17 protein-coding genes are annotated in these 21,125 nt (G+C 35.1%); 9 read left to right on the top strand and 8 right to left on the bottom strand.

Annotated features, from left to right (window positions below; genetic code table 11):
- Positions 1-3: 3 nt before the first annotated feature.
- From ACODSI_RS13115 to panC, 8 genes are all read right to left on the bottom strand, one after another.
- Positions 4-756 (bottom strand): hypothetical protein, encoded by a 753-nt coding sequence (locus ACODSI_RS13115; protein WP_488917311.1) that lies wholly within the window; start codon positions 754-756, stop codon positions 4-6.
- A 95-nt stretch (positions 757-851) separates the two neighbouring features.
- Complete coding sequence (locus ACODSI_RS13110) at positions 852-2,807, bottom strand: transglycosylase domain-containing protein (protein WP_488917310.1); 1,956 nt, start codon at positions 2,805-2,807, stop codon at positions 852-854.
- Position 2,808: 1 nt separating this feature from the next.
- Entirely contained in the window at positions 2,809-3,276 is a 468-nt protein-coding gene (locus ACODSI_RS13105; protein WP_488917309.1) for a gliding motility lipoprotein GldH family protein, read from the bottom strand.
- A 42-nt stretch (positions 3,277-3,318) separates the two neighbouring features.
- On the bottom strand, positions 3,319-4,677 hold the full coding sequence (gene radA / locus ACODSI_RS13100; protein ID WP_488917308.1) for a DNA repair protein RadA: 1,359 nt from the start codon (positions 4,675-4,677) through the stop codon (positions 3,319-3,321).
- Between the two features lie 27 nt (positions 4,678-4,704).
- Positions 4,705-5,859 (bottom strand): alpha/beta hydrolase, encoded by a 1,155-nt coding sequence (locus tag ACODSI_RS13095; protein WP_488917307.1) that lies wholly within the window; start codon positions 5,857-5,859, stop codon positions 4,705-4,707.
- Between the two features lie 56 nt (positions 5,860-5,915).
- Positions 5,916-6,875, bottom strand: coding sequence for a lysylphosphatidylglycerol synthase transmembrane domain-containing protein (locus ACODSI_RS13090; protein WP_488917306.1), 960 nt, complete (start codon positions 6,873-6,875; stop codon positions 5,916-5,918).
- A 4-nt stretch (positions 6,876-6,879) separates the two neighbouring features.
- Positions 6,880-7,230, bottom strand: coding sequence for an aspartate 1-decarboxylase (gene panD, locus ACODSI_RS13085; RefSeq protein WP_274781136.1), 351 nt, complete (start codon positions 7,228-7,230; stop codon positions 6,880-6,882).
- A 14-nt stretch (positions 7,231-7,244) separates the two neighbouring features.
- A complete protein-coding gene (gene panC / locus ACODSI_RS13080) occupies positions 7,245-8,093 on the bottom strand; it encodes a pantoate--beta-alanine ligase (RefSeq protein ID WP_488917305.1) in 849 nt (282 codons plus the stop codon).
- A gap of 107 nt (positions 8,094-8,200) precedes the next feature.
- On the opposite strand from panC, the gene ACODSI_RS13075 reads away from it, so the two are divergent.
- The 9 genes from ACODSI_RS13075 (at position 8,201) to ACODSI_RS13035 (ending at position 21,116) form a co-directional block, all read left to right on the top strand.
- Complete coding sequence (locus tag ACODSI_RS13075; protein WP_488917304.1) at positions 8,201-9,004, top strand: glycogen/starch synthase; 804 nt, start codon at positions 8,201-8,203, stop codon at positions 9,002-9,004.
- A 16-nt stretch (positions 9,005-9,020) separates the two neighbouring features.
- Positions 9,021-10,706 carry a BamH family beta-barrel-assembly machinery protein gene (gene bamH, locus ACODSI_RS13070; RefSeq protein ID WP_488917303.1) on the top strand — a complete coding sequence of 562 codons (1,686 nt, stop codon included), beginning with the start codon at positions 9,021-9,023 and terminating at the stop codon, positions 10,704-10,706.
- Between the two features lie 15 nt (positions 10,707-10,721).
- Positions 10,722-12,572 carry a glutamine--fructose-6-phosphate transaminase (isomerizing) gene (gene glmS, locus ACODSI_RS13065; RefSeq protein ID WP_488917302.1) on the top strand — a complete coding sequence of 617 codons (1,851 nt, stop codon included), beginning with the start codon at positions 10,722-10,724 and terminating at the stop codon, positions 12,570-12,572.
- Positions 12,573-12,849: 277 nt separating this feature from the next.
- Positions 12,850-15,684, top strand: a complete 2,835-nt coding sequence (locus ACODSI_RS13060; protein ID WP_488917301.1) for a TonB-dependent receptor — start codon at positions 12,850-12,852, stop codon at positions 15,682-15,684.
- Between the two features lie 33 nt (positions 15,685-15,717).
- Positions 15,718-17,271, top strand: a complete 1,554-nt coding sequence (locus ACODSI_RS13055) for a G-D-S-L family lipolytic protein (protein ID WP_488917300.1) — start codon at positions 15,718-15,720, stop codon at positions 17,269-17,271.
- A gap of 227 nt (positions 17,272-17,498) precedes the next feature.
- Positions 17,499-19,010 (top strand): F0F1 ATP synthase subunit beta, encoded by a 1,512-nt coding sequence (gene atpD, locus ACODSI_RS13050; RefSeq protein WP_488917299.1) that lies wholly within the window; start codon positions 17,499-17,501, stop codon positions 19,008-19,010.
- An 86-nt stretch (positions 19,011-19,096) separates the two neighbouring features.
- Positions 19,097-19,381 (top strand): F0F1 ATP synthase subunit delta/epsilon, encoded by a 285-nt coding sequence (locus ACODSI_RS13045; RefSeq protein ID WP_488917298.1) that lies wholly within the window; start codon positions 19,097-19,099, stop codon positions 19,379-19,381.
- Positions 19,382-19,443: 62 nt separating this feature from the next.
- On the top strand, positions 19,444-19,965 hold the full coding sequence (locus tag ACODSI_RS13040) for a hypothetical protein (RefSeq protein WP_488917297.1): 522 nt from the start codon (positions 19,444-19,446) through the stop codon (positions 19,963-19,965).
- A complete protein-coding gene (locus ACODSI_RS13035; protein ID WP_488917296.1) occupies positions 19,962-21,116 on the top strand; it encodes an aminotransferase class I/II-fold pyridoxal phosphate-dependent enzyme in 1,155 nt (384 codons plus the stop codon). Before ACODSI_RS13040 ends, ACODSI_RS13035 begins: the two co-directional genes overlap by 4 nt.
- Positions 21,117-21,125 lie beyond the last annotated feature (9 nt).

Below are 21,125 nucleotides of genomic sequence, written 5' to 3'. Positions count from 1 at the left end.
GAATTAAGAAAGATTATTTTTTTTATCGTCGATGTAATGTACTCCCATGCCACCCATGATTTTCATCGATTGAAATTCTTTTTCGGGATCAACCAAAATGGTTAACGTTTTGGTTTTTTCTTTCGGATTTATCGTGAATTCTTTAGAATAACGATAATCGTTACTGCTAATGTAAATTGTTATCGTTTTGGCGTTTTCATTCATCTCAACATTTAAAGAATAGGCTCCGGTGTTAGGGTCAATCTTGCAACTGCTCACAGCACCATTAGCATATATCATTAAGTTTGGATAGGTTTCTGCTGAAATGGGTTTATTGGTTTTTTTGTCTAAAACAAAACCTTTTATAGTAACTACCATCATTTTTTGTTGTTGAACCGCCATTTTTCCAATCAAATGTTTTATTGGTTTGGCTTCACAAGTTTGAACAGTTGTGACCGGTTGTTTGTTTTCTTGTGCCACAAGGTTAGACGTTAATATAACCGAAGCCGCCATGGCCACAGCAAATTTGAAATTATGATTTTTAGGATGGGTTTCGTATTCAAACGTTTGTTCCAATTGCGAAACGCTCAATCGAGCACAAATGTTTTTGTCTTTTGATTTTGCGATGAATTGCGCCACTTCACGATTGGTTTTGGTACTTAAATCAATTACGTTTTTGGCACATGAACTGCAAAACGAACCGTTGGCATTTGGAGTCATGTTGTTAAAGTTCTCGTGACACGGACTTGTAATTTCTAAGGAAAATTTCTTTTTCATAGCATTCTTTTTTAAGTGAAATCCAAATTCAAATCTTCGGATTACTTATATAGAGCACTATTTTGATAGAAAGGTTGGGATGAAATGGATTTTTTTTAAAAATTAAATTCATCTAGAATTAGTGAATCTTTTTCAACCGTAGTTTTGGTTTTGTTTTTTAGAAAAAATTGCGCAGGTCCAGAAACGACTAATGGAAACACTCCAGTAGTGTCGTTAGTATTTATCAGATTACGTCGTAACATCAATCGGGTCAAGAAATTATCTTGTTGTTTGGCAAACGATTTCAATTGGTTCTCCGAATCAAATCGGTACATGAATCCTTTGGGTTTTGGTATGATAGTCGCTAAAAACAAACATTCTTTTAAGGTTAAATCGGCGGGTCTTTTTTGGAAATAAAAATGCGACGCTTCGCCAATTCCGTAGATGTTTGGTCCCCATTCAATGATGTTGAAATACACTTCCAGCATACGTTCTTTAGATGCAATACGATTGTTTTCTAAGATGTAAACCAACAGAATTTCTTCTAATTTTCGCGACAAGGTTTTTTCACGTGTTAGGAATACATTTTTAATCAGCTGCATGCTGATGGTGCTGGCGCCACGAGCAAATTTCTTGGTTTTAATATTCTTAGCAATCGATTGTTTGAACGCTTCGTTTATAAACCCACGATGGTTAAAAAACGACGGGTCTTCGCTGGTTAAAACGCATTTTTGCAAGTAAGGCGAAATGGCATTTAAAGGCGTGTAATTTGGGTTGGAACTGCCTACCAAAATGGGGCGCTGTGCTACACCTTTATCAATGGCGCGGTAGGTGAATTCGGAGTTGATTTTGTTCAAATCGGCCTCACCGTATTTGGTAATTTTAAGATTTTCGGGTTTTAATTTGCTTTCAAAAACCACTTGGTCGGGTTTGCTTTTATTGAATTCGAAATTCAAATTGTAACTGAAATTTCCTTGTGCCTCCATGCCTTTAAAATGACTGAACAAACCATCGGGCAACGACGTGATAAAGTCTTGTGCCTTCATTTTTGGGATGTTCAATTTTAAGGCAACAATCTTATCAGTATCATTAGTGTATGAAAGATAGGGTGCGCATTTTATAGCATTAATTTTGACTTGCGAAGTGCTGTCGATAGCCATAAATCGGTCACCAAAAACAAAACGATAATCGAAACGTGCACTTTTAATCAGCACATCATTTTTGGCGATTTTGGCGTGATTGATTTTGAAATTTTCGATAGAAGTATAGCCGTCAATATGCAATTCACCACCACTCATATCGAGATTTTCTAAATTGAAATGAATGGTTTTAAAACTGGTTTTTAAATGAATTTTTTTGTCCAAATACGGAATTCGAATGCTATCGTTTTTGGTATCGAAGAATTTCAAATCGGCTTTTCGATCACGTGGATCGGCAAAACCAGAAATACTCCAGTTTTGCGTTAAATGGTCTTCTTTGACTTTAATTATCGAGTGGAGTTTCTTGTCTTCCAATTGCAATTGCACAAAATCAAAAACCACTTTGTTGCCCATGTCGTCCATTTTGAAGGCAAATCCCTTTACATTCATGTCGGTCGGAACCAGATTTAATGTTTTGGATAAAATGCGATAAGCCAGTTTGGCATAATTGACTTGTTGGTCGTCGCTTTTTTCTTCTTTCTTTCGTTTCAGAAAGGCATCAAAATTGCGGCCTTTTTCGTTTTTCACCAATTGGATAAAGCCTTTATTGATTTCGAGTTTTCCTAATTGAATGTTTCCAAAAAGTAATTCCCAAACATTAACGGAAGTTTTTAGATTTTTAATGCTAACTAAAGTATCGGCTTTTTGTGGAACCAGCGTTATTTCTTCAAATTCCAAATCGGATATGCCGTGAAATTTCGCATTTTTCACATGAAAACGGCATTGGTAATCGCGGTTCAGTTTATGGTCAATTCGGGCAATGGCAGTTTCTAGAATCGAATTTCTAAAAGCAATAACCACAATTACTCCAAGTAAACCTACCAGAAGCACTAGTTTTATAAAAAGAAGGGTTTTTTGCTTTTTGGTTCTCATTTTATTTTTTAGCATTTACTTCCAATCCCACACCAATAACATTGGGTAAATATGGGCCGTTGAAATTATTGGAAACAATGACTTTATAGGTTCCTTTTGAGAGTGTAACGCCTTCTTTTACGGTATAACTTAAATCGCATACATCGCCAGAACAATCGGCCAATTCTTTCCCAGATGAGTCTTTAATCTTTAAATCGATACTGAATTTTTCTTTGGTGCCATCTGGATGTTCCATTACAAAATCAATTGGCACACTATTGAATTGGTAATCAAATACATGGCTAAATGTAAAAACGATGTCATACAATTGGGTGTCATTATCGATGGTAAAATTAAAGGTTTTAGCATCCGATTTTTTCCATTGGTGGTTTTCTGGTAAATCTTGAAAGTTACTGTATAAGCCGCCATTTTTTTGACAAGACGTTAGTGATAAGAGCAAGAAGCATAAAAAAGTAAATTTAGTTTTCATACACTGTTGGTTTTTTAGATAACGTCTTTATTATTTGATTTATTATCCAAATAAATGTTCGACTACTTCTTCTATTTTTGAAACCAAAACGACTTTGATTCCGTTGTTTTTCACAGAAATCTTATTGTATTTGGAAACAAAAATGGTGGCAAAACCTAATTTTTCGGCTTCTTGAATGCGTTGTTCCACACGGTTAACAGGACGAATTTCACCTGAAAGTCCAACTTCTCCTGCAAAGCAAACGTCTTTACCCACAGCAATATCTTCATTTGACGAAAGTATGGAGGCCACAACCGCCAAGTCAATGGCAGGATCATCAACAGAAATTCCTCCAGTAACATTTAAAAATACGTCTTTTGTTCCCAATCGAAAGCCAGCACGTTTTTCTAAAACCGCTAGGAGCATGTTTAATCTTTTGGCGTTATAACCTGTTGTGCTTCGTTGGGGCGTTCCATAAACAGCAGTTGAGACGAGCGCTTGAATTTCAATCATAAGCGGTCGCATGCCTTCTAAAGTAGACGCGATAGCGGTTCCCGAAAGTTCTTCTTCGCGATGCGAAAGTAAAATTTCGGAAGGATTGGAAACTTCTCGTAAGCCCGAACCTTGCATTTCGTAAATTCCAAGTTCGGCAGTAGAACCAAAGCGGTTTTTTAAGCTTCGTAAAATACGGTATACATGATTTCGATCACCTTCAAATTGCAAAACCGTGTCGACCATATGCTCCAAAATCTTGGGTCCGGCGATGGTTCCGTCTTTAGTTATATGTCCGATTAAAATTACTGGAACATTGGTTTCTTTGGCAAATTTTATTAATTCGGCAGTACATTCTCGAATTTGAGAAATACTTCCAGCAGTCGATTCGATGTAATCGGTATGTAACGTTTGGATGGAGTCAATAATGACGATTTCAGGTTCGATTTCCTGAATTTGGCGAAAGATGTTTTGCGTTTTAGTTTCCGTTAAGATATAGCAATTGTCATCTTTAGACGTAATTCTTTCGGCGCGCATTTTGATTTGTTTCTGACTTTCTTCGCCCGAAACATATAGGGTTTTATAGGGTAATTTTAAGGATATCTGAAGCAACAATGTACTTTTTCCAATTCCGGGTTCACCGCCTAAAAGGATTAATGAGCCAGGTACAATTCCGCCACCAAGGACACGATTCAATTCACCATCTAAGGTGTCTAATCGCACTTCTTGCGACGAGTCGATTTCGGCAATTCTAAGTGGTTTTGGTGCTTTTTTTACTTCCGAAGTGGGTTTCCAACTTGTTTTTTCTTCTTTTTGAATGATTTCTTCAACAATAGTATTCCATTCTTTGCAGGCATTGCATTGTCCTTGCCATTTGGCATATTGAGTTCCGCAATTTTGACAAAAGAATGACGTTTTGAGCTTTGCCATTTAGCGTATTTGTTTCTGCTGATTTAGTTATTTCTTTTTAATTTGAGATTTAAGCGCGTCTGCTTTATCGAGCATCATGTCTTTGGTTAAATCTCCTATGGGTTGCGCTTGAAAGGCATTTTGATAATAGCGTACGGCATTTTTAATATCGCCAGTGTTTTCATAATACATCGCCATGTGATAATCGCCTAACATTGATTTAGGATACATTTTATGAGAAAGTTGGGCCAGTTGTTCAAATTCGCCATAGGCTTTGTTTTTTAAAATAGCGGCTTCAATGGCTTTGAAATCGTTGATTCTGATGTTCATTTTGATGCCCAACGCTTTGTCTAAAACATCGTATTTGTTTTTAAGATAATCGACATAACCCGATTCTAGCTTGACAATTTTTTCTTGAAATTCAGCTGTAGAAATGGGTTGATAGGCAGCAAAAAACTGATACAACGCACTTGGTATAGAATACAACACTAAAGAATAGTGAGAAGCTTCTTTAAAATCGTCGAATCTATAATTTAATGTAGGATTGTTAAGGGCTTTAATATTGGTGTCTAATGTGGTTATTTTTTCTTTCATGGATTTTACATCACCATCACCCGAAGATTGGTAGTAGAACATGTTTTGTTTAAACGTACCTAATCGTTCTGCAACACGAGTTTCCATTTCAAAAGGCAGTTCTGGACTTAGCGAAATATAGGCGTTAAAAAGCGGATTGTCTTTGTATAAAAATAAATTCATTACGCCAGCAGTAAGGTCATGACCAGCAATCATTCTGAAATTAGAAGTTCGGTATCTGCTTTGGATGTAAGGCACCAATTCACCACCAATAAACTCAAAAAAGTCTTCACCTTTATCTTGTGGTAAACCTGTTGTTTCGTCAAAAGAGCAGTAGTCTTCACGTTCATTATTTTGGTTGAATTGCAATCCTACAATAATCACTTCGGGTAAATCATCCCAATAATAGCCGTAATTTAAGGCACCTTGAAAAGGTTCAAACAAATAATCACCATCTAGAAGTAGCAGTAAAGGGTAGGTTTTTTTAGAATCTTTGTTATAACTCGGGGGTAATGATACTTTTAGGTATTTATAGCCGTCCAATTTTCTAGACAAAACGCTGTCTTTAACCTTTTGTGCAAATCCGTTACAACTAAAGGCAATAACAATTAAAAGAAGTAATTTTTTCATAAAAACGTTTGATTTTGAATAACTAAAAGTAATCTAAAATCAAGCAATATAATAAATTATTTTCTATTCAGTATGGGAAGCAGTAAAAATGATAATAATCCTAAGATCAAAACCAAAAGCATTTGAGACGTCCAAATAATCCATCCAAAGGCAGCCCCAGCGGGTTCTGCAATTGCATAAAATAAAAGTACTTTTGAAGTTAAAAATGGATAGGCTCCAAAGCCACTATTGGTAAATGCAATGGCAATACTTCCTACCACAAAACAAGTAATAATAGCGCCGACAGAAAGTGAAGATGTTTCCGGAATTACCTTGGTAGCAACATAATACGTAACAAGATAGGACAGCCAAATTAGGATTGTTTGGAAAATGTATTTCCATTTTTCTTTCATGTGAAAAATACTTAATAATCCTTCTTTTAATCCAGAGATTTTTTCTTTAAAAAGCAATACGATTTTTAATTTGGAGTATTTGTAAACCAAAATAAAAACAATAAAACCTACGATTCCAAAAGTTAAAATCAAGGCTAGTAAATGCAGTGGAATTTTATCCAGAATAAAGGCTTTTACAATTTTAAATTGGAGTATAACGGCTAATAGCATGAAAAATAACAAGAAGAACATATCTATTATTCTCTCGGCCACAATGGTCCCGAAGCCTTTGTCGAAGGGAATGTTGTTGTATTTTTTTACAATTAAAGCTCTAGAGATTTCACCCGATTTAGGCACGGTTAAATTGAGAAGATAGCCAATATTAACTGCCATAAAATTATTTTGAAAATTGGAATCGTATCCCAAATGGTCGAGCATGTATTTCCAACGATAAGCACGTAGGGCATTGCCAATAAATCCTATGAAAACCGCTAATGTTACATAAAAATAATTGGCATTTTTAAAATAGCCAATAATTTCTTGGATTTGTGCCTCGGTAAATTGGTAGTATTGGTATACAATGATTCCAACGCCCAATAAAATTGGAATAAGAATCGACAGCCATTTACTGATTTGATTTTTCAAAAGATTATTTCAAAGAATTGTCGTTTTCATTCGGAAAAACGAGCCATGGTTTGAATGTTTTAGCTTCTTCAAAATCTAAAGTAGCATAAGAAATAATGATGATGATGTCGCCGGCATGTACTTTTCGTGCTGCAGGACCATTGAGCGTAATTTCGCCTGAATTGCGTGCGCCTTTAATAGCGTAGGTTTCAAAGCGTTCGCCATTATTAATGTTTACAATAGAAACTTTTTCGCCCTCAATAAGATTGGAGGCATCCATTAAAGCTTCGTCGATAGTAATACTACCGATATAGTTCAAATCTGCGCCAGTTACTTTAACGCGATGAATTTTTGATTTTACAACTTGAATTTGCATGGGGCAAAGTTAAATTAATTTAGTGAAATAGTATCAATCAATCTGATTTTGTTAACAAAAACGGCAATAAAAGCACGATATTTCTTGTTTTTATTTTTTCGAATACATGGCAATAAGGTAGCCTCGTCTGCAATTTCAAAATATTCTAGTTCGAAAACAGGATGATTTTGAAAGGTTTTAGCAACAAATTCTGAAACGCTTTTAGCAGATTTTGTGCCAAATTGTTTTTTTGCTTCGTTAATGGTTTTGTAAATTATTGCCGCTTCGGATTTTTCTTTTTCGGAAAGTCTTTCATTTCTAGAACTCATTGCTAATCCGTTAGATTCTCTATAAATTGGACAGCCAATAACGGTTACGGTTAATTTTTCTTTTTCTACGAGCTTTTTCACAATTTGTAATTGTTGGAAATCTTTTTCGCCAAAATAAGCATTCGTTGGCTGTACAATTTCAAAGAGCCGTTTAACAACTGTACCAACACCGTCAAAGTGTCCGGGACGAAATTTGCCTTCCATTTGATGTTCCAATCCATCAAAACTGTACTGTTCAGATTTGGTATTTCCTTCATAAATATCGTCTACTGATGGCGCATATACCAGAATTTTATCGGAAACTGACTTTACTTTTTCAACATCATTTTCTAAGGTTCTAGGATATTTTTCTAAATCATCAGCATTGTTGAATTGCGTTGGATTTACAAAAATACTAATCACAGTAGTAGTGTTATTTTCAACAGATTTTTTTAGTAACGAAAGGTGTCCATCGTGTAATGCACCCATAGTAGGAACAAAACCAATGGTAGATTTAATGAGGCCTTTATCTTTCAAGTAGCTTGTTAAATCGGCTTTTTTGTTAAAAATATGCATCTGTTTTTAATTAAAATAGGGTACAAACTTACTACTTTAGTAATTATCTGCATAAATTTTTGTAATTTTGCCTGTTTTTTATTGCCAATACATACATACATAACATAATGGAAGATAAGAGGATATTATATGTATCATCTGAAGTGGTGCCTTATTTAGCAGAGAATGAAGTTTCTCTAATGTCATATGACGTACCAAAAATGATTAATGATCAGGGTGGACAAATCAGAATTTTCATGCCTCGATATGGAAATATTAATGAAAGAAGACATCAACTACATGAAGTAATTCGCCTTTCTGGGATGAATTTAGTGGTAAACGATGTCGATATGCCTTTGATTATCAAAGTAGCTTCCATTCCGAAAGAACGCATTCAGGTATATTTTATTGACAACGATGAATATTTCAAAAGAAAAGCAACGTTTTCTGATGAAGATGGGGTATTGTATCCCGATAATGATGAGCGTGCCATTTTCTTCGCCAAAGGTGTTGTTGAAACGGTAAAAAAATTGAATTGGGTTCCCGATATTATACATGTACACGGTTGGATGGCTTCCATGCTACCGGTTTACATGAAACATTTTTACAAAGACGAGGCCTTGTTTTCTGAAACAAAAATTGTTACTTCGGTATATGGTCAATCTTTTGATGGAACTTTGGATGTTGAAATGATCAATAAAATTAAGTTTGACGGAATTCCGAACGAGGCTGTTGCCGATATGGAAGTTCCAAATTACGAAAGTTTAATTAAAACCTCGGTAATGCACTCGGATGCCGTGATTATTGCTTCCGAAAATCTTTCTCCAAGTTTAACAAAATTTATAGAATCTTCAGGGAAACCTTTTTTACCTTTCGCTCCGAAAGATGCGTTTGCTGAGGCCTACACGTCTTTTTATAAAAAGATGTTATAATATAATTACAAAAAACATGAAATTTAATTTCTTTCTTAAAACAGTAGTGGTTGGAATAGCAATCGTTTTATTCGCCTCTTGCGACAGAGACTTTAATGAAATTGGTTCTGGAATTGTTGGAGATGAACACTATGGTTTGAACCATAATACATATGATGTAGTTGCATACAACCAAGGGTTAGGTCCTGTTCAGTCTAACAATCTGCCTGTCAATCAGTTTGGTTTTTACAACAATCCAGTTTTTGGAAAAACTACCGCTAGCTATGTTACACAATTGGAGTTGGCTTCAACAAACCCAACGTTTTATGATCCAGCTAATATCGTAGTGGATTCTGTTTATTTATATGTACCCTATTTTTCAACTTTTGTGAGTACGGATACCGATTCGGGTGATAGTACTTATGAATTGGATTCGATTCAAGGTAGCGCACCCATAAAATTGAGTATTTATGAATCGAATAAGTTTTTAGAAACGTTTGATTACACTAATGGTCCGCAACAATTGCAAAAATATTACTCCAATCAACAAGTACAGTTTGAAAATGAAGGAATGATTTTAGGAAATAGATTGAATGATGACAACGGAAGCATTTATGATTTGACCGCTACCAATGACAACAGTCAAAATGATAAATTTACTTTTAGTGATAAGCAAATAAAATTATACAAAGAGGCAGCTCATACTAATGTCGCTGAACGCAAGGCACCAGGTATGTTCATTAATTTGAATAAGACATTCTTTAAAAATAAAATTGTCAATGCACCTTCAGGGAAATTGTACAATAACAATGTGTTTAAAAATTATTTTAGAGGATTGTATTTTAAAGTAGAGCCTTCTGCAGGTTCACCCAGTCAAGGAACTTTAGCCATGATGAATTTTTCTAGAGGAACTATCACTATGGTGTATCATGACCAAACGTCATCTACCGATACTGCGGTAATCCGAAAAACACTCACTTTAAACCTTTCTGGAAATACCGTAAATTTCTTAGATAATGACAATAACTTTCCAGGTTATGTAACTCCAAATCCTACTACTGGAGATGATAATTTATATCTAAAAGGCGGCAATGGATCAATGGCCATTATCGATTTATTTGATGGTAAAAAGAATGATGATTCACCAGCGTTAAATCAGATGCGAACTGATAAATGGTTAGTGAATGAAGCTAATATTACTTTCTATATAGACAAAACTAAATTAGGAACTAGTGCGCCAGAACCTAACCGAGTTTATTTGTATGATTTAACACACAATAGACCGTTGGCAGACTTCTTTATTGATGGGTCTACTAGTACTAGTACTAAATTTAATAAGTCTATTCATGGAGGAATTCTACTGGATGATCAATCTAAAGTAGTAAAAATATCCGATGGGACTCGCGGAACAAAATATAAAGTTAGAATTACAAATCATATAAGAAATCTTATTAAATTTGGTGGTTCGGATGTCGCTACCGACTCAACTAATGTGCGCTTGGGATTGATTGTGACAGAGAACATAATGAATGTAACTAGAGCAACATTAGTATCGCCATTTTCTACTTCAAATGTAAATAACACAGATGGCACATTTGTTTCTAAGTATGTGCCAGTAATGTCAGTTGCAAATCCTTTGGGAACTATTTTGTATGGTTCAACACCAAATGTGCCAGTAGGGAAAAGAATACAATTAGAAATTTATTATACTAAACCTGACTAATTAAATAGTACAACTATGTGTGGAATTGTTGGATATATTGGATATAGAGAAGCTTATCCTATCGTAATAAAAGGATTAAAACGTTTAGAATACCGAGGGTATGACAGTGCCGGTGTAATGCTATTCGATGGAAAAGAGTTGAAAGTTTCCAAAACCAAAGGAAAAGTTTCCGATTTAGAGGAGCGTTCTTCCAAAGAGATTACGACTAATGGAACGATTGGTATCGGACATACTCGATGGGCTACTCACGGAGTTCCTAATGATGTAAATTCGCATCCACATGTTTCAAATTCAGGGGATTTAGTAATCATTCACAACGGTATTATCGAAAATTATGAACCGTTGAAAAAAGAATTAATCAATAGAGGTTACGTGTTCAAATCGGATACGGATACGGAAGTTTTGGTTAATCTTATTGAAGAAGTTCAAAAAAACGAAAAATTAAAATTAGGTAAGGCAGTTCAAGTAGCTTTAAACCAAGTAGTGGGAGCTTATGCTATTTGTGTTTTTGACAAGAAAAAACCAGACGAAATAGTTGTAGCGAGATTGGGAAGTCCATTAGCTATTGGTGTGGGAGAAGATGAGTTTTTTATTGCTTCTGATGCTTCACCTTTTATAGAATATACGTCAAATGCTATTTATTTAGAAGACGAAGAAATGGCCATTGTGCGTTTGCATAAGCCATTAAAAATAAGAAAAATCAAAGATGACTCTTTAGTAGATCCCTACATTCAGGAGTTGCAGATGAATTTAGAGCAAATTGAAAAAGGCGGTTACGATCATTTCATGCTCAAAGAAATTTATGAGCAGCCAAGTGTCATTAAAGATACGTATAGAGGTAGACTTAATGCCAATAGTGGTTTAATCCAAATGGCTGGTGTTGAAGATAATATTGAAAAATTCCTCAATGCAGACCGTATCTTGATTATTGCTTGTGGAACGTCATGGCACGCTGGTTTAGTAGCAGAATATGTTATTGAAGAATTTGCAAGAATTCCTGTTGAAGTTGAATATGCTTCTGAATTTAGATATAGAAATCCCATTATCACTAATAAAGACGTAGTAATTGCTATTTCACAATCGGGTGAAACAGCCGATACCTTAGCCGCTATAAAATTAGCTAAAGAAAAAGGCGCTTTTGTTTTTGGGGTATGTAATGTGGTTGGTTCTTCTATTTCTAGAGAAACTCATGCAGGCGCTTATACGCATGCAGGACCAGAAATTGGTGTGGCTTCAACCAAAGCATTTACGACTCAAATTACCGTTTTAACCATGATTGCACTTCGTTTGGCAAAAGCGAAAGGTACTATGTCTAATTCTGATTTCCATAGATGTCTGCAAGAACTGGAATTGATTCCAGAAAAGGTAACCGAAACGTTAGCTTTAACGAATGATATCTCTAAAGAAATAGCTGCTATTTATAAAGATGCGCCAAATTGTTTATACTTAGGTAGAGGATATAATTTCCCAGTAGCTTTAGAAGGTGCCTTAAAATTAAAAGAGATATCATACATTCATGCAGAAGGATATCCAGCGGCCGAAATGAAGCACGGCCCAATTGCATTAATCGATGAAAAGATGCCAGTTGTAGTGATAGCTCCAAAACAAGGGCATTATGATAAAGTGGTAAGTAATATTCAAGAAATCAAATCGAGAAGCGGAAAAATTATTGCCATTGTTACAAAAGGGGATAAGCAAGTAAAAGAATTAGCCGATCACGTGATTGAAATTCCTGAAACATCGGATGCTTTATCGCCATTATTAACTACAATACCGTTGCAATTATTATCTTATCATATTGCAGTTCTGAGAGGATGCAATGTAGATCAGCCAAGAAATTTAGCTAAATCGGTTACTGTTGAATAAATAGTAAAAATAAACATAAAAAAAGCGAGAAGTAATTCTCGCTTTTTTTATGAAAATATTTTTGAGTAAAATGTAAAAATTTACGCAAAAATAGTATGTACGCATAATAAATTGAGCTAAAATTCACAATAAGTTAAGAAAAACTTAAAAATGATAATTATGCGAATAAACAATAAAGAATCGTAAAAACTGATAATTATTAAAATAATAGTGTCTTTTTTTATTAATTTAAAAATAATTTGTATTTTGGCTACTTAAACCAACAAAATCAAACCTAATGAAGATTTATTATTTTATTTTGACGTTGTTTTTTTGTAGCGTATCCTTCGCACAAAACACAATTTCAGGTTCGGTAAAAAACAGTAAAAACGAACCAATTCCCGGCGCAAACGTAAAGATCGTTGGCGAAACTTCGGGAGCAGCAACGGATGGAGACGGTAAATTCATTCTTAAAGTTACCAAAAAACCACCTTTCACTATTGAGATTACGAGCATTGGCTATGCTACTCAAAAAGTAGAAGTAAGTTCTGCAGGGCAAAAGATAGATGCCGTTTTAGAAAATGCTGACACCCAACTTGATGAGATTGTAGTTTCTGCTTCTAGAACTCCAGAGCGTATCAAAGAGTCGCCTGTTACCATTGAAAGAATGGGAGTAAAAGACATAAAGAAATCGGCTTCGCCAACCTTTTATGATGGTTTAGAAAATCTAAAAGAAGTGCAGATGAATACGAGTAGTATGTCATTTAAATCTATTAATACAAGAGGTTTCGCAACGGTTGCTAATACGCGTTTTATGCAATTAGTAGATGGGATGGATAATTCATCTCCATTGTTAAACTTTGTACTTGGAAATTTAATAGGTATTTCAGAGGTAGATGTTCAAAATGTTGAGTTATTGCCTGGTGCTTCATCGGCGTTGTATGGAGCAAATGCCTTTAACGGAATTATGTTTATGACCAGTAAAAGTCCATTCACAAGTCAAGGGATTACTGCCTATGTAAAATATGGACAAACTAATCAAAAAGCTGCTGGAGCCAATGATTATGTAGATTATGGGGTTAGAGTTGCACATGCATTTGATAAACATTTTGCTGCCAAAGCTAATTTTACGTTCTTAAAAGCTACCGATTGGTACGCAACAGATTATAGAGATTTAAACAACCCAGGAAAAGATAGATCGTATTACAATTATAATGGATTGAATGTGTATGGTGATGAGGCTTCAACTAACCTTAAAGGTGTTGGTCAGTCTTTAGCAGCATTAGGTTTGATACCTGCATCAGCCGTAAACTTATTGCCAAGTTATAATGTAAGTAGAACCGGATACAACGAAGTTGATTTAACCGATAATAAAGTTAGAAATGCTAAAATTGATTTTTCGCTTCATTTTAAACCGTGGGCAAACGATACAGAAATCATTTGGCAAAGTAAATTTGGTTTTGGTAATACAGTATATCAAGGAGCAAACAGATATTACTTGAATGGATTTTTTATGCAACAACATAAATTAGAAATTAAAGGTAAAAATTTCTTTGTAAGAGGTTATACTACCACAGAAGACGGAGGTAAATCTTACGACATGTTGTTTACAGCATTAAATGTAAACAGAGCTTGGAAAAGTGATGCCACTTGGTTTGGACAATATGCCGGACAATATATTACGTCTACTTTAGGAGGCGCAACGCCAGATCAAGCGCATGCGGCAGCTAGAGCAGTGGCTGATACGGGTAGATTAATTCCGGGAACAGACGCTTTTAAAGCAGCTTTCAATAACGTAATATCTAATCCAGATGTGCTTTCAGGTTCTAAATTGGTAGACAATTCTAGAATTTATCATTCAGATGCGAATTATAATTTTAAAGATCTTTTCAAACCAATTGAAATTCAAGTTGGAGGTTCATTTAGACAATACCAATTGAATTCACATGGTAGAATTTACACCGATGCAAATGGTCCTATTTACTATAACGAATATGGAATGTATACACAGTTGCAAAAGAAATTAATGGAAGACCGATTGAAATTAACAGGATCTGTTCGTTATGACAAATCTAAAAACTTTGATGGTAATTTTTCTCCAAGAATTTCGGCAGTTTATTCCGCTGGAGCTCAAAAAAACCATACGTTTAGAGGTTCATTCCAAACAGGTTTCCGTAACCCATCTACTCAAGACCAATACATCGGATTTAATGTGGGTAATGCCGTATTGATTGGTTCAGCACCAGACAACTTAACGAGATATTCAGAAACATTGCCTGTTGCAACAGCAACTGGACAAGCATTTGCAGGAGGAACTTCAGTTGTGATGACTGGTTTAAATGCGTATAACAATTCGTATACAGCATCTTCAGCACAAGCATTTGCTGCTTTAGCAGGAACAGATCCTTTAACTGCTGCAACATTATTAAGAAAATCAAACGTTGGTTATGTAAAACCTGAAACGGTTAGAGCTATTGAATTAGGGTATAGAGGTCAATTTAAAGGTTTTTCATTTGATATTAACACGTATTATAATACCTATAATAATTTCTTAGGAAACTTAACAGTTGTGGCTCCATTCTATGGTGCTGCCGTAGATTCTCCAAACCCACTTGGTAACCCATTAACAGATTTAGGTACTCAATCATTGCACGCTCTTGCTAATGGAAATACTAGAAATTACCAATTGTATACCAACACCGATATCGAAATTAAATCATTAGGATTTGGCGTTGGTGTGTCTAAAAAAGTATACAAAGATTTCGAAGTAAGTGCTAATTATAATTATGCACAATTCGATTTTGATCAAGCAAAAGACCCAAGTTTTGAAGCAGGTTTCAATACACCTAAACACAGAGTAAAAGCGTCTTTTGGAAACGAAAAATTATTTAAAAACTTTGGTTTCAATGTAAGCGGAAGATGGAGTACAGAATATTTATGGCAATCTACCTTTGCTGATGGTATGATTCCATCTGCAACAGTATTTGATGCACAGATTAATTACGCTATTCCTAAACTAAAATCAGTATTAAAATTAGGAGCTGCTAATCTTGGAGGTAAAGAATACCAACAAGTTTTAGGAGCTGGTTTAATTGGGCAACAATATTTTGCATCTTTAACAATCAATCCATAATTTTTAGTAAAATAACATATAATACATACTATTATGATAAAAAATTTCAAATGGCTTTTATTGGTTTCTCTAACCTTTGTAGCCTGTAACAATAGTGAAGATGTAACAGTTGATGCTAATTCATCAGATGGATTGCCACTTACATCAGGATCGGCAGACTTTTCTAAATATGTATCATTAGGAAACTCGTTGACCGCAGGGTATAGTGATAGTGCCCTTTTTATAGAGGGACAAAAAGGATCTTATCCAGCAATTTTATCGCAACAATTTGCTTTAGTTGGTGGTGGTTCATTCTCAATACCATTTATGAATGATAATGTTGGAGGATTGCTTTTGGGAGGTACTCAAGTAGCTGGACCAAGATTGTTTTTTAACGGATCAGGGCCTGTTCCTGTTTCTGGAACTCCATCTACAGAAATCACAAATCATTTAACAGGACCTTTTAATAATATGGGTGTTCCTGGAGCTAAAAGTTTTCATTTGTTAGCGCCTGGGTATGGTAATGCCGCTGGGGTTGCAACAGGTCAAGCAAATCCGTACTATGTTCGATTTGCTTCTTCAGCAACATCTACAGTTATTGATGATGCAACAGCTCAAAACCCAACGTTTTTTTCTCTTTGGATAGGTAATAATGACGTTTTAGCTTATGCTACTTCTGGTGGAACGGGAACCAACCAAACAGGAAATTTGAATCCAGCAACTTATGGGCCTAATGATATTACAGATCCAAACGTTTTTGCTTCGGTTTACAATACTTTAGTAACTAATTTAACCGCTAATGGAGCAAAAGGAGTAGTGGCTAATATTCCTTATGTTACTTCGGTACCTTTCTTTACTACAGTACCAACCAATCCTATTCCGGGATTACCTGCAGCCAGTGCGGCTCAATTGAATCAATTGTTCGGAGCAATTAATCAAATTACTACAACAATTGGACAACCAAACCGTTTTGTTACTTTAGTGGCTGATGATGGAAATCCAGCAACGGTAGAACAAAATCCTTTATTAATTGTAGACGAATCATTACCAAACTTATCAGCTGCTATTACAGCAGTATTGACTCCAGCTTTGGGAGCAACAACCGCAGGATATGTTGGAAATTTATACGGTAGAGCAAGACATGCGAGTAACGCTACGGCTACTAAAGATTATATTTTATTGACAGCTAGAGGTATTATTGGAACGACACAAACAGGCGCTCCTTCTCCTTTTAATACTGTTGGGGTTTCTTATCCAATGCAAGACAATACTACATTAACGGCTACAGAAACAGCTGAGGTTAAAACGGCAACAGATGCTTATAATACAACTATTCAAGCATTAGCTTCTTCTAAAGGATTGGCGTTTGTAAATGCAAATGCAGTATTAGGGCAAGTAGCTAATGGAGGACTTTCTTATAATGGTTTTACCATGACTTCAACTTATGTAACAGGAAATTCTTTTTCATTAGACGGTGTTCATCCAAGTCCAAGAGGATATGCTTTAATCGCGAATAAATTTATTGAAGCAATCAATGCTACTTATGGATCTAATTTAAAAGGAGTTAACTTAGGAAATTATAGAATACTTTTCCCAGCTTCTCTATAAGAAAATAAATATATTTTTATCAAAACCATCAACGTTAGTTGGTGGTTTTTTTGTTTGTATACTATAGATTTCTCGATGATTAATGCGTTGTATGATAAAAAAAACAAAAAACATATAAAAAAATAGCTTTTTGCTATTGATTTTCTATTTAGAAAAATTATCTTTGCACTCTGAAAAATGACATCATTTTTTCATTTCTAAAACGCTATTAAATAAATACATAAGCAATGTCAAAAGCAATAGGAAAAGTTTCACAGATCATCGGACCAGTAGTTGACGTAGTGTTCAATACAAAAGATGCTGAATTACCAAAAATTTATGATTCACTAGAAATCATTAAAAAAGATGGTTCTAAATTAATACTTGAAGTACAATCACATGTTGGTGAAAATACCGTTCGTACTGTATCTATGGACTCTACAGATGGTTTAAGCAGAGGTGTTGATGTTCACGGAACAGGTGCTCCAATACAAATGCCAATCGGTGCTGATGTATACGGACGCTTGTTTAACGTGGTTGGAGATGCTATCGATGGTTTAGGAGATTTACCTAAAGACGGAGCTAACGGAATGCCAATTCACAAACAAGCACCAAAATTTGAAGATTTATCAACTTCTACAGAAGTTTTATTTACAGGAATTAAAGTAATCGATTTAATTGAGCCTTATGCAAAAGGAGGTAAAATTGGATTGTTTGGTGGTGCTGGAGTAGGTAAAACAGTATTGATTCAGGAGTTGATTAACAATATTGCAAAAGGTCACGGTGGTCTTTCTGTATTCGCAGGAGTAGGAGAAAGAACTCGTGAAGGAAATGACTTACTTCGTGAGATGTTAGAGTCAGGAATTATTAAATATGGTGAAGATTTCATGCACTCTATGGAAAATGGAGGATGGGATTTAACTAAAGTTGACAAACCAGGAATGAGAGAGTCTAAAGCTACTTTCGTTTTCGGACAAATGAATGAGCCACCAGGAGCAAGAGCTCGAGTTGCTTTATCAGGATTGTCAATCGCAGAATATTTCCGCGATGGTGCAGGTTCAGATCAAGGTAAGGACGTACTTTTCTTCGTTGATAATATCTTCCGTTTTACACAAGCAGGTTCAGAGGTTTCGGCTCTTTTAGGTCGTATGCCTTCTGCGGTAGGTTACCAACCAACATTAGCAACAGAAATGGGTGCGATGCAGGAAAGAATTACATCTACTAAAAAAGGATCTATTACATCCGTACAAGCGGTATATGTTCCTGCGGATGACTTAACGGATCCAGCTCCTGCAACAACCTTTGCTCACTTAGATGCAACAACAGTATTGTCTCGTAAAATTGCTGAGTTAGGTATCTATCCAGCGGTAGATCCATTAGATTCTACTTCTCGTATCTTGACACCGCTAATTTTAGGTAATGAGCACTACGATTGTGCACAAAGAGTAAAAGAAATTCTTCAAAAATACAAACAACTTCAAGACATCATCGCTATCCTTGGTATGGAAGAGTTGTCTGAAGAGGATAAATTATCAGTATCAAGAGCACGTAGAGTGCAACGTTTCTTATCTCAACCATTCCACGTAGCAGAGCAATTTACTGGTATTCCTGGAGTATTGGTTGATATTAAAGATACTATCAAAGGATTCAACATGATTATTGATGGTGAATTAGACCACTTGCCAGAAGCAGCTTTCAACCTTAAAGGAACTATTGAAGATGCTATCGAAGCCGGACAAAAAATGTTAGCAGAAGCGTAAGAATTAGGATTAAGGAAACAAAGAATTAGGATTTTATGAACTTCCTAAATCGAAAACCCTAAATCCAGAATCCTAAATTAAATAATATGATTTTAGAAATAGTATCACCGGAAGCTACATTATTCAAAGGTGAAGTAACTTCGGTTTCTTTGCCAGGTGTTGATGGTTCGTTTCAAATATTGAACAATCACGCACCAATAGTTTCTATTTTAAAACAAGGAACAGTGAAAATTACTGCTTCTAGTTTTAAGTTTGAAAGTGACGTTTTGGAAGGAAAATTTACTAAAGTAAACGACCAAAACTACACACTTGATATCGCATCAGGGACTATTGAAATGAAAGACAATAAAGTAATTGTTTTAGCAGATTAAGACAGTTCAAAATAAAACTAAAAAGCCAAGCATTATTGTTTGGCTTTTTTTATTTTTGAAGTATGGATTCTTTACAAGATAAAACATTGAAAATATATTCTGGGAAAAGAGCTTGGTATGAACTAGTACTCGCAGCTATATTTTTTTCAATTACTATTTTTACTTTCCTTTTGTTTTTATATCAATTACTATTTAAAACTTCAAGTTTTGTTTTTGTGATTGAGTTATATAAATTTTTCATTTATGGTTTACCAAGTTTAGCAAGTGGAATTACATTTTCTGCGACAAAAGATATTGAGATAGAAGACAATACTATTGTAACACGTTATCTTGTCGGAAAATTTTCTAAAAAGATTGTATCAAAAGTTAGTGAATTTGAATATGTATCCGTGTTTAATAATGGAAATGATGTGTTTCAAACCCTTCTTTGGTATACAGGAAATAAGCATTATGAAATGTTTTGTTTTGATGATAAAAAATCAGCTTTTGATTTTGCACTTATAGTTTCCAATAAATTAAATATTGATTTACTTGATGCTACTAAAAAAGGAGATTTTCAATGGGTAGATAAAATTAAGCTATGAAAAGATTTCCAAAGTCATTACAATTAAAACTGCAACAACGTCAAGACGCTAATGCCTTGCGTAATTTGCCTTTAGGAAATAATTTAATCGATTTTGCTTCCAACGATTACTTAGGATTTGCTCAATCGGAAGCAATATTTAATCAAACACACCACTATCTTCTAGAAAATAATATTAAAATAAACGGTGCCACTGGTTCGCGATTGATTTCTGGAAACCATAAGTTATACCAGATCACAGAAGATGTTATAGCCCGTTTTCATCAATCAGAGGCGGCTTTGATCTTCAATTCGGGTTATGATGTCAATGTGGGTTTTTTTAGCTCAGTTCCCCAACGCAATGACGTAATTTTGTTCGACGAATTGTGTCATGCTTCCATTCGAGATGGCATTCAAATGAGTAACGCCAAATCCTATAAATTTCAACATAATGATCTAGCCGATTTAGAACGTTTATTACTAAAACAGGTTGCCGATGACCAACAACTATCGTCCATTTTTATTGTGACAGAAAGTGTTTTTTCTATGGATGGTGATTCGCCTAAGATAGCAGAATTAGTTACTTTGTCTGAAAAGTATAATGGGTATTTAGTGATTGACGAAGCCCATGCATTAGGAGTCTTCGGAGAAAGTGGCGAAGGATTGGTTCAGAGTTTAGGGTTGCAAGAAAAGGTTTTCGCACGAATTATAACGTTCGGAAAAGGCTTAGGTTGTCATGGTGCTGCTGTTCTAGGAAGTGCAACACTAAAAAGTTATTTGGTCAATTTCGCCAGAAGTTTTATTTATACCACCGGACTTTCGCCTCATTCGGTAGCCACCATTTTATCGGCTTACCACCATTTGAATGCTGAAAAAAAAGCATTGCAATTGCTCAAAAACAACATTGTTCATTTCAACCAAGAGAAAGCGCAACACGGATTAAAACCACTTTTTGTATACAGTAAATCAGCCATTCAATGTGCTATACTACCGGGTAATGAAAAGGTAAAATTTATTGCTAATCAACTTCAAGAAAAAGGGTTTGATGTGAAAGCTATTTTATCCCCAACTGTTCCAGAAGGTCAAGAGCGTTTGCGTTTTTGTTTGCATTCATACAATTCTGAAAAAGAAATCTCGGATGTGTTACAAACATTAAGTACATTTGTGTTTTAGCCACGGACA

The sequence above is a fragment of the Flavobacterium sp. FG139 genome (assembly GCF_057809695.1).
This window is presented reverse-complemented; position numbering and strand designations above follow the sequence as displayed.

What these genes read in the sequence shown, in the direction of transcription:
- glmS (WP_488917302.1), top strand. Translation starts at nt 10,722, where the DNA reads ATGTGTGGAATTGTTGGATATATTGGATATAGAGAAGCTTATCCTATC.
- ACODSI_RS13105 (WP_488917309.1), bottom strand. Translation starts at nt 3,276, where the DNA reads ATGAAAACTAAATTTACTTTTTTATGCTTCTTGCTCTTATCACTAACG.
- ACODSI_RS13040 (WP_488917297.1), top strand. Translation starts at nt 19,444, where the DNA reads ATGGATTCTTTACAAGATAAAACATTGAAAATATATTCTGGGAAAAGA.
- ACODSI_RS13095 (WP_488917307.1), bottom strand. Translation starts at nt 5,859, where the DNA reads ATGAAAAAATTACTTCTTTTAATTGTTATTGCCTTTAGTTGTAACGGA.
- radA (WP_488917308.1), bottom strand. Translation starts at nt 4,677, where the DNA reads ATGGCAAAGCTCAAAACGTCATTCTTTTGTCAAAATTGCGGAACTCAA.
- ACODSI_RS13110 (WP_488917310.1), bottom strand. Translation starts at nt 2,807, where the DNA reads ATGAGAACCAAAAAGCAAAAAACCCTTCTTTTTATAAAACTAGTGCTT.
- atpD (WP_488917299.1), top strand. Translation starts at nt 17,499, where the DNA reads ATGTCAAAAGCAATAGGAAAAGTTTCACAGATCATCGGACCAGTAGTT.
- panC (WP_488917305.1), bottom strand. Translation starts at nt 8,093, where the DNA reads ATGCATATTTTTAACAAAAAAGCCGATTTAACAAGCTACTTGAAAGAT.
- panD (WP_274781136.1), bottom strand. Translation starts at nt 7,230, where the DNA reads ATGCAAATTCAAGTTGTAAAATCAAAAATTCATCGCGTTAAAGTAACT.
- ACODSI_RS13060 (WP_488917301.1), top strand. Translation starts at nt 12,850, where the DNA reads ATGAAGATTTATTATTTTATTTTGACGTTGTTTTTTTGTAGCGTATCC.
- ACODSI_RS13115 (WP_488917311.1), bottom strand. Translation starts at nt 756, where the DNA reads ATGAAAAAGAAATTTTCCTTAGAAATTACAAGTCCGTGTCACGAGAAC.
- ACODSI_RS13035 (WP_488917296.1), top strand. Translation starts at nt 19,962, where the DNA reads ATGAAAAGATTTCCAAAGTCATTACAATTAAAACTGCAACAACGTCAA.
- ACODSI_RS13075 (WP_488917304.1), top strand. Translation starts at nt 8,201, where the DNA reads ATGGAAGATAAGAGGATATTATATGTATCATCTGAAGTGGTGCCTTAT.
- bamH (WP_488917303.1), top strand. Translation starts at nt 9,021, where the DNA reads ATGAAATTTAATTTCTTTCTTAAAACAGTAGTGGTTGGAATAGCAATC.
- ACODSI_RS13055 (WP_488917300.1), top strand. Translation starts at nt 15,718, where the DNA reads ATGATAAAAAATTTCAAATGGCTTTTATTGGTTTCTCTAACCTTTGTA.
- ACODSI_RS13045 (WP_488917298.1), top strand. Translation starts at nt 19,097, where the DNA reads ATGATTTTAGAAATAGTATCACCGGAAGCTACATTATTCAAAGGTGAA.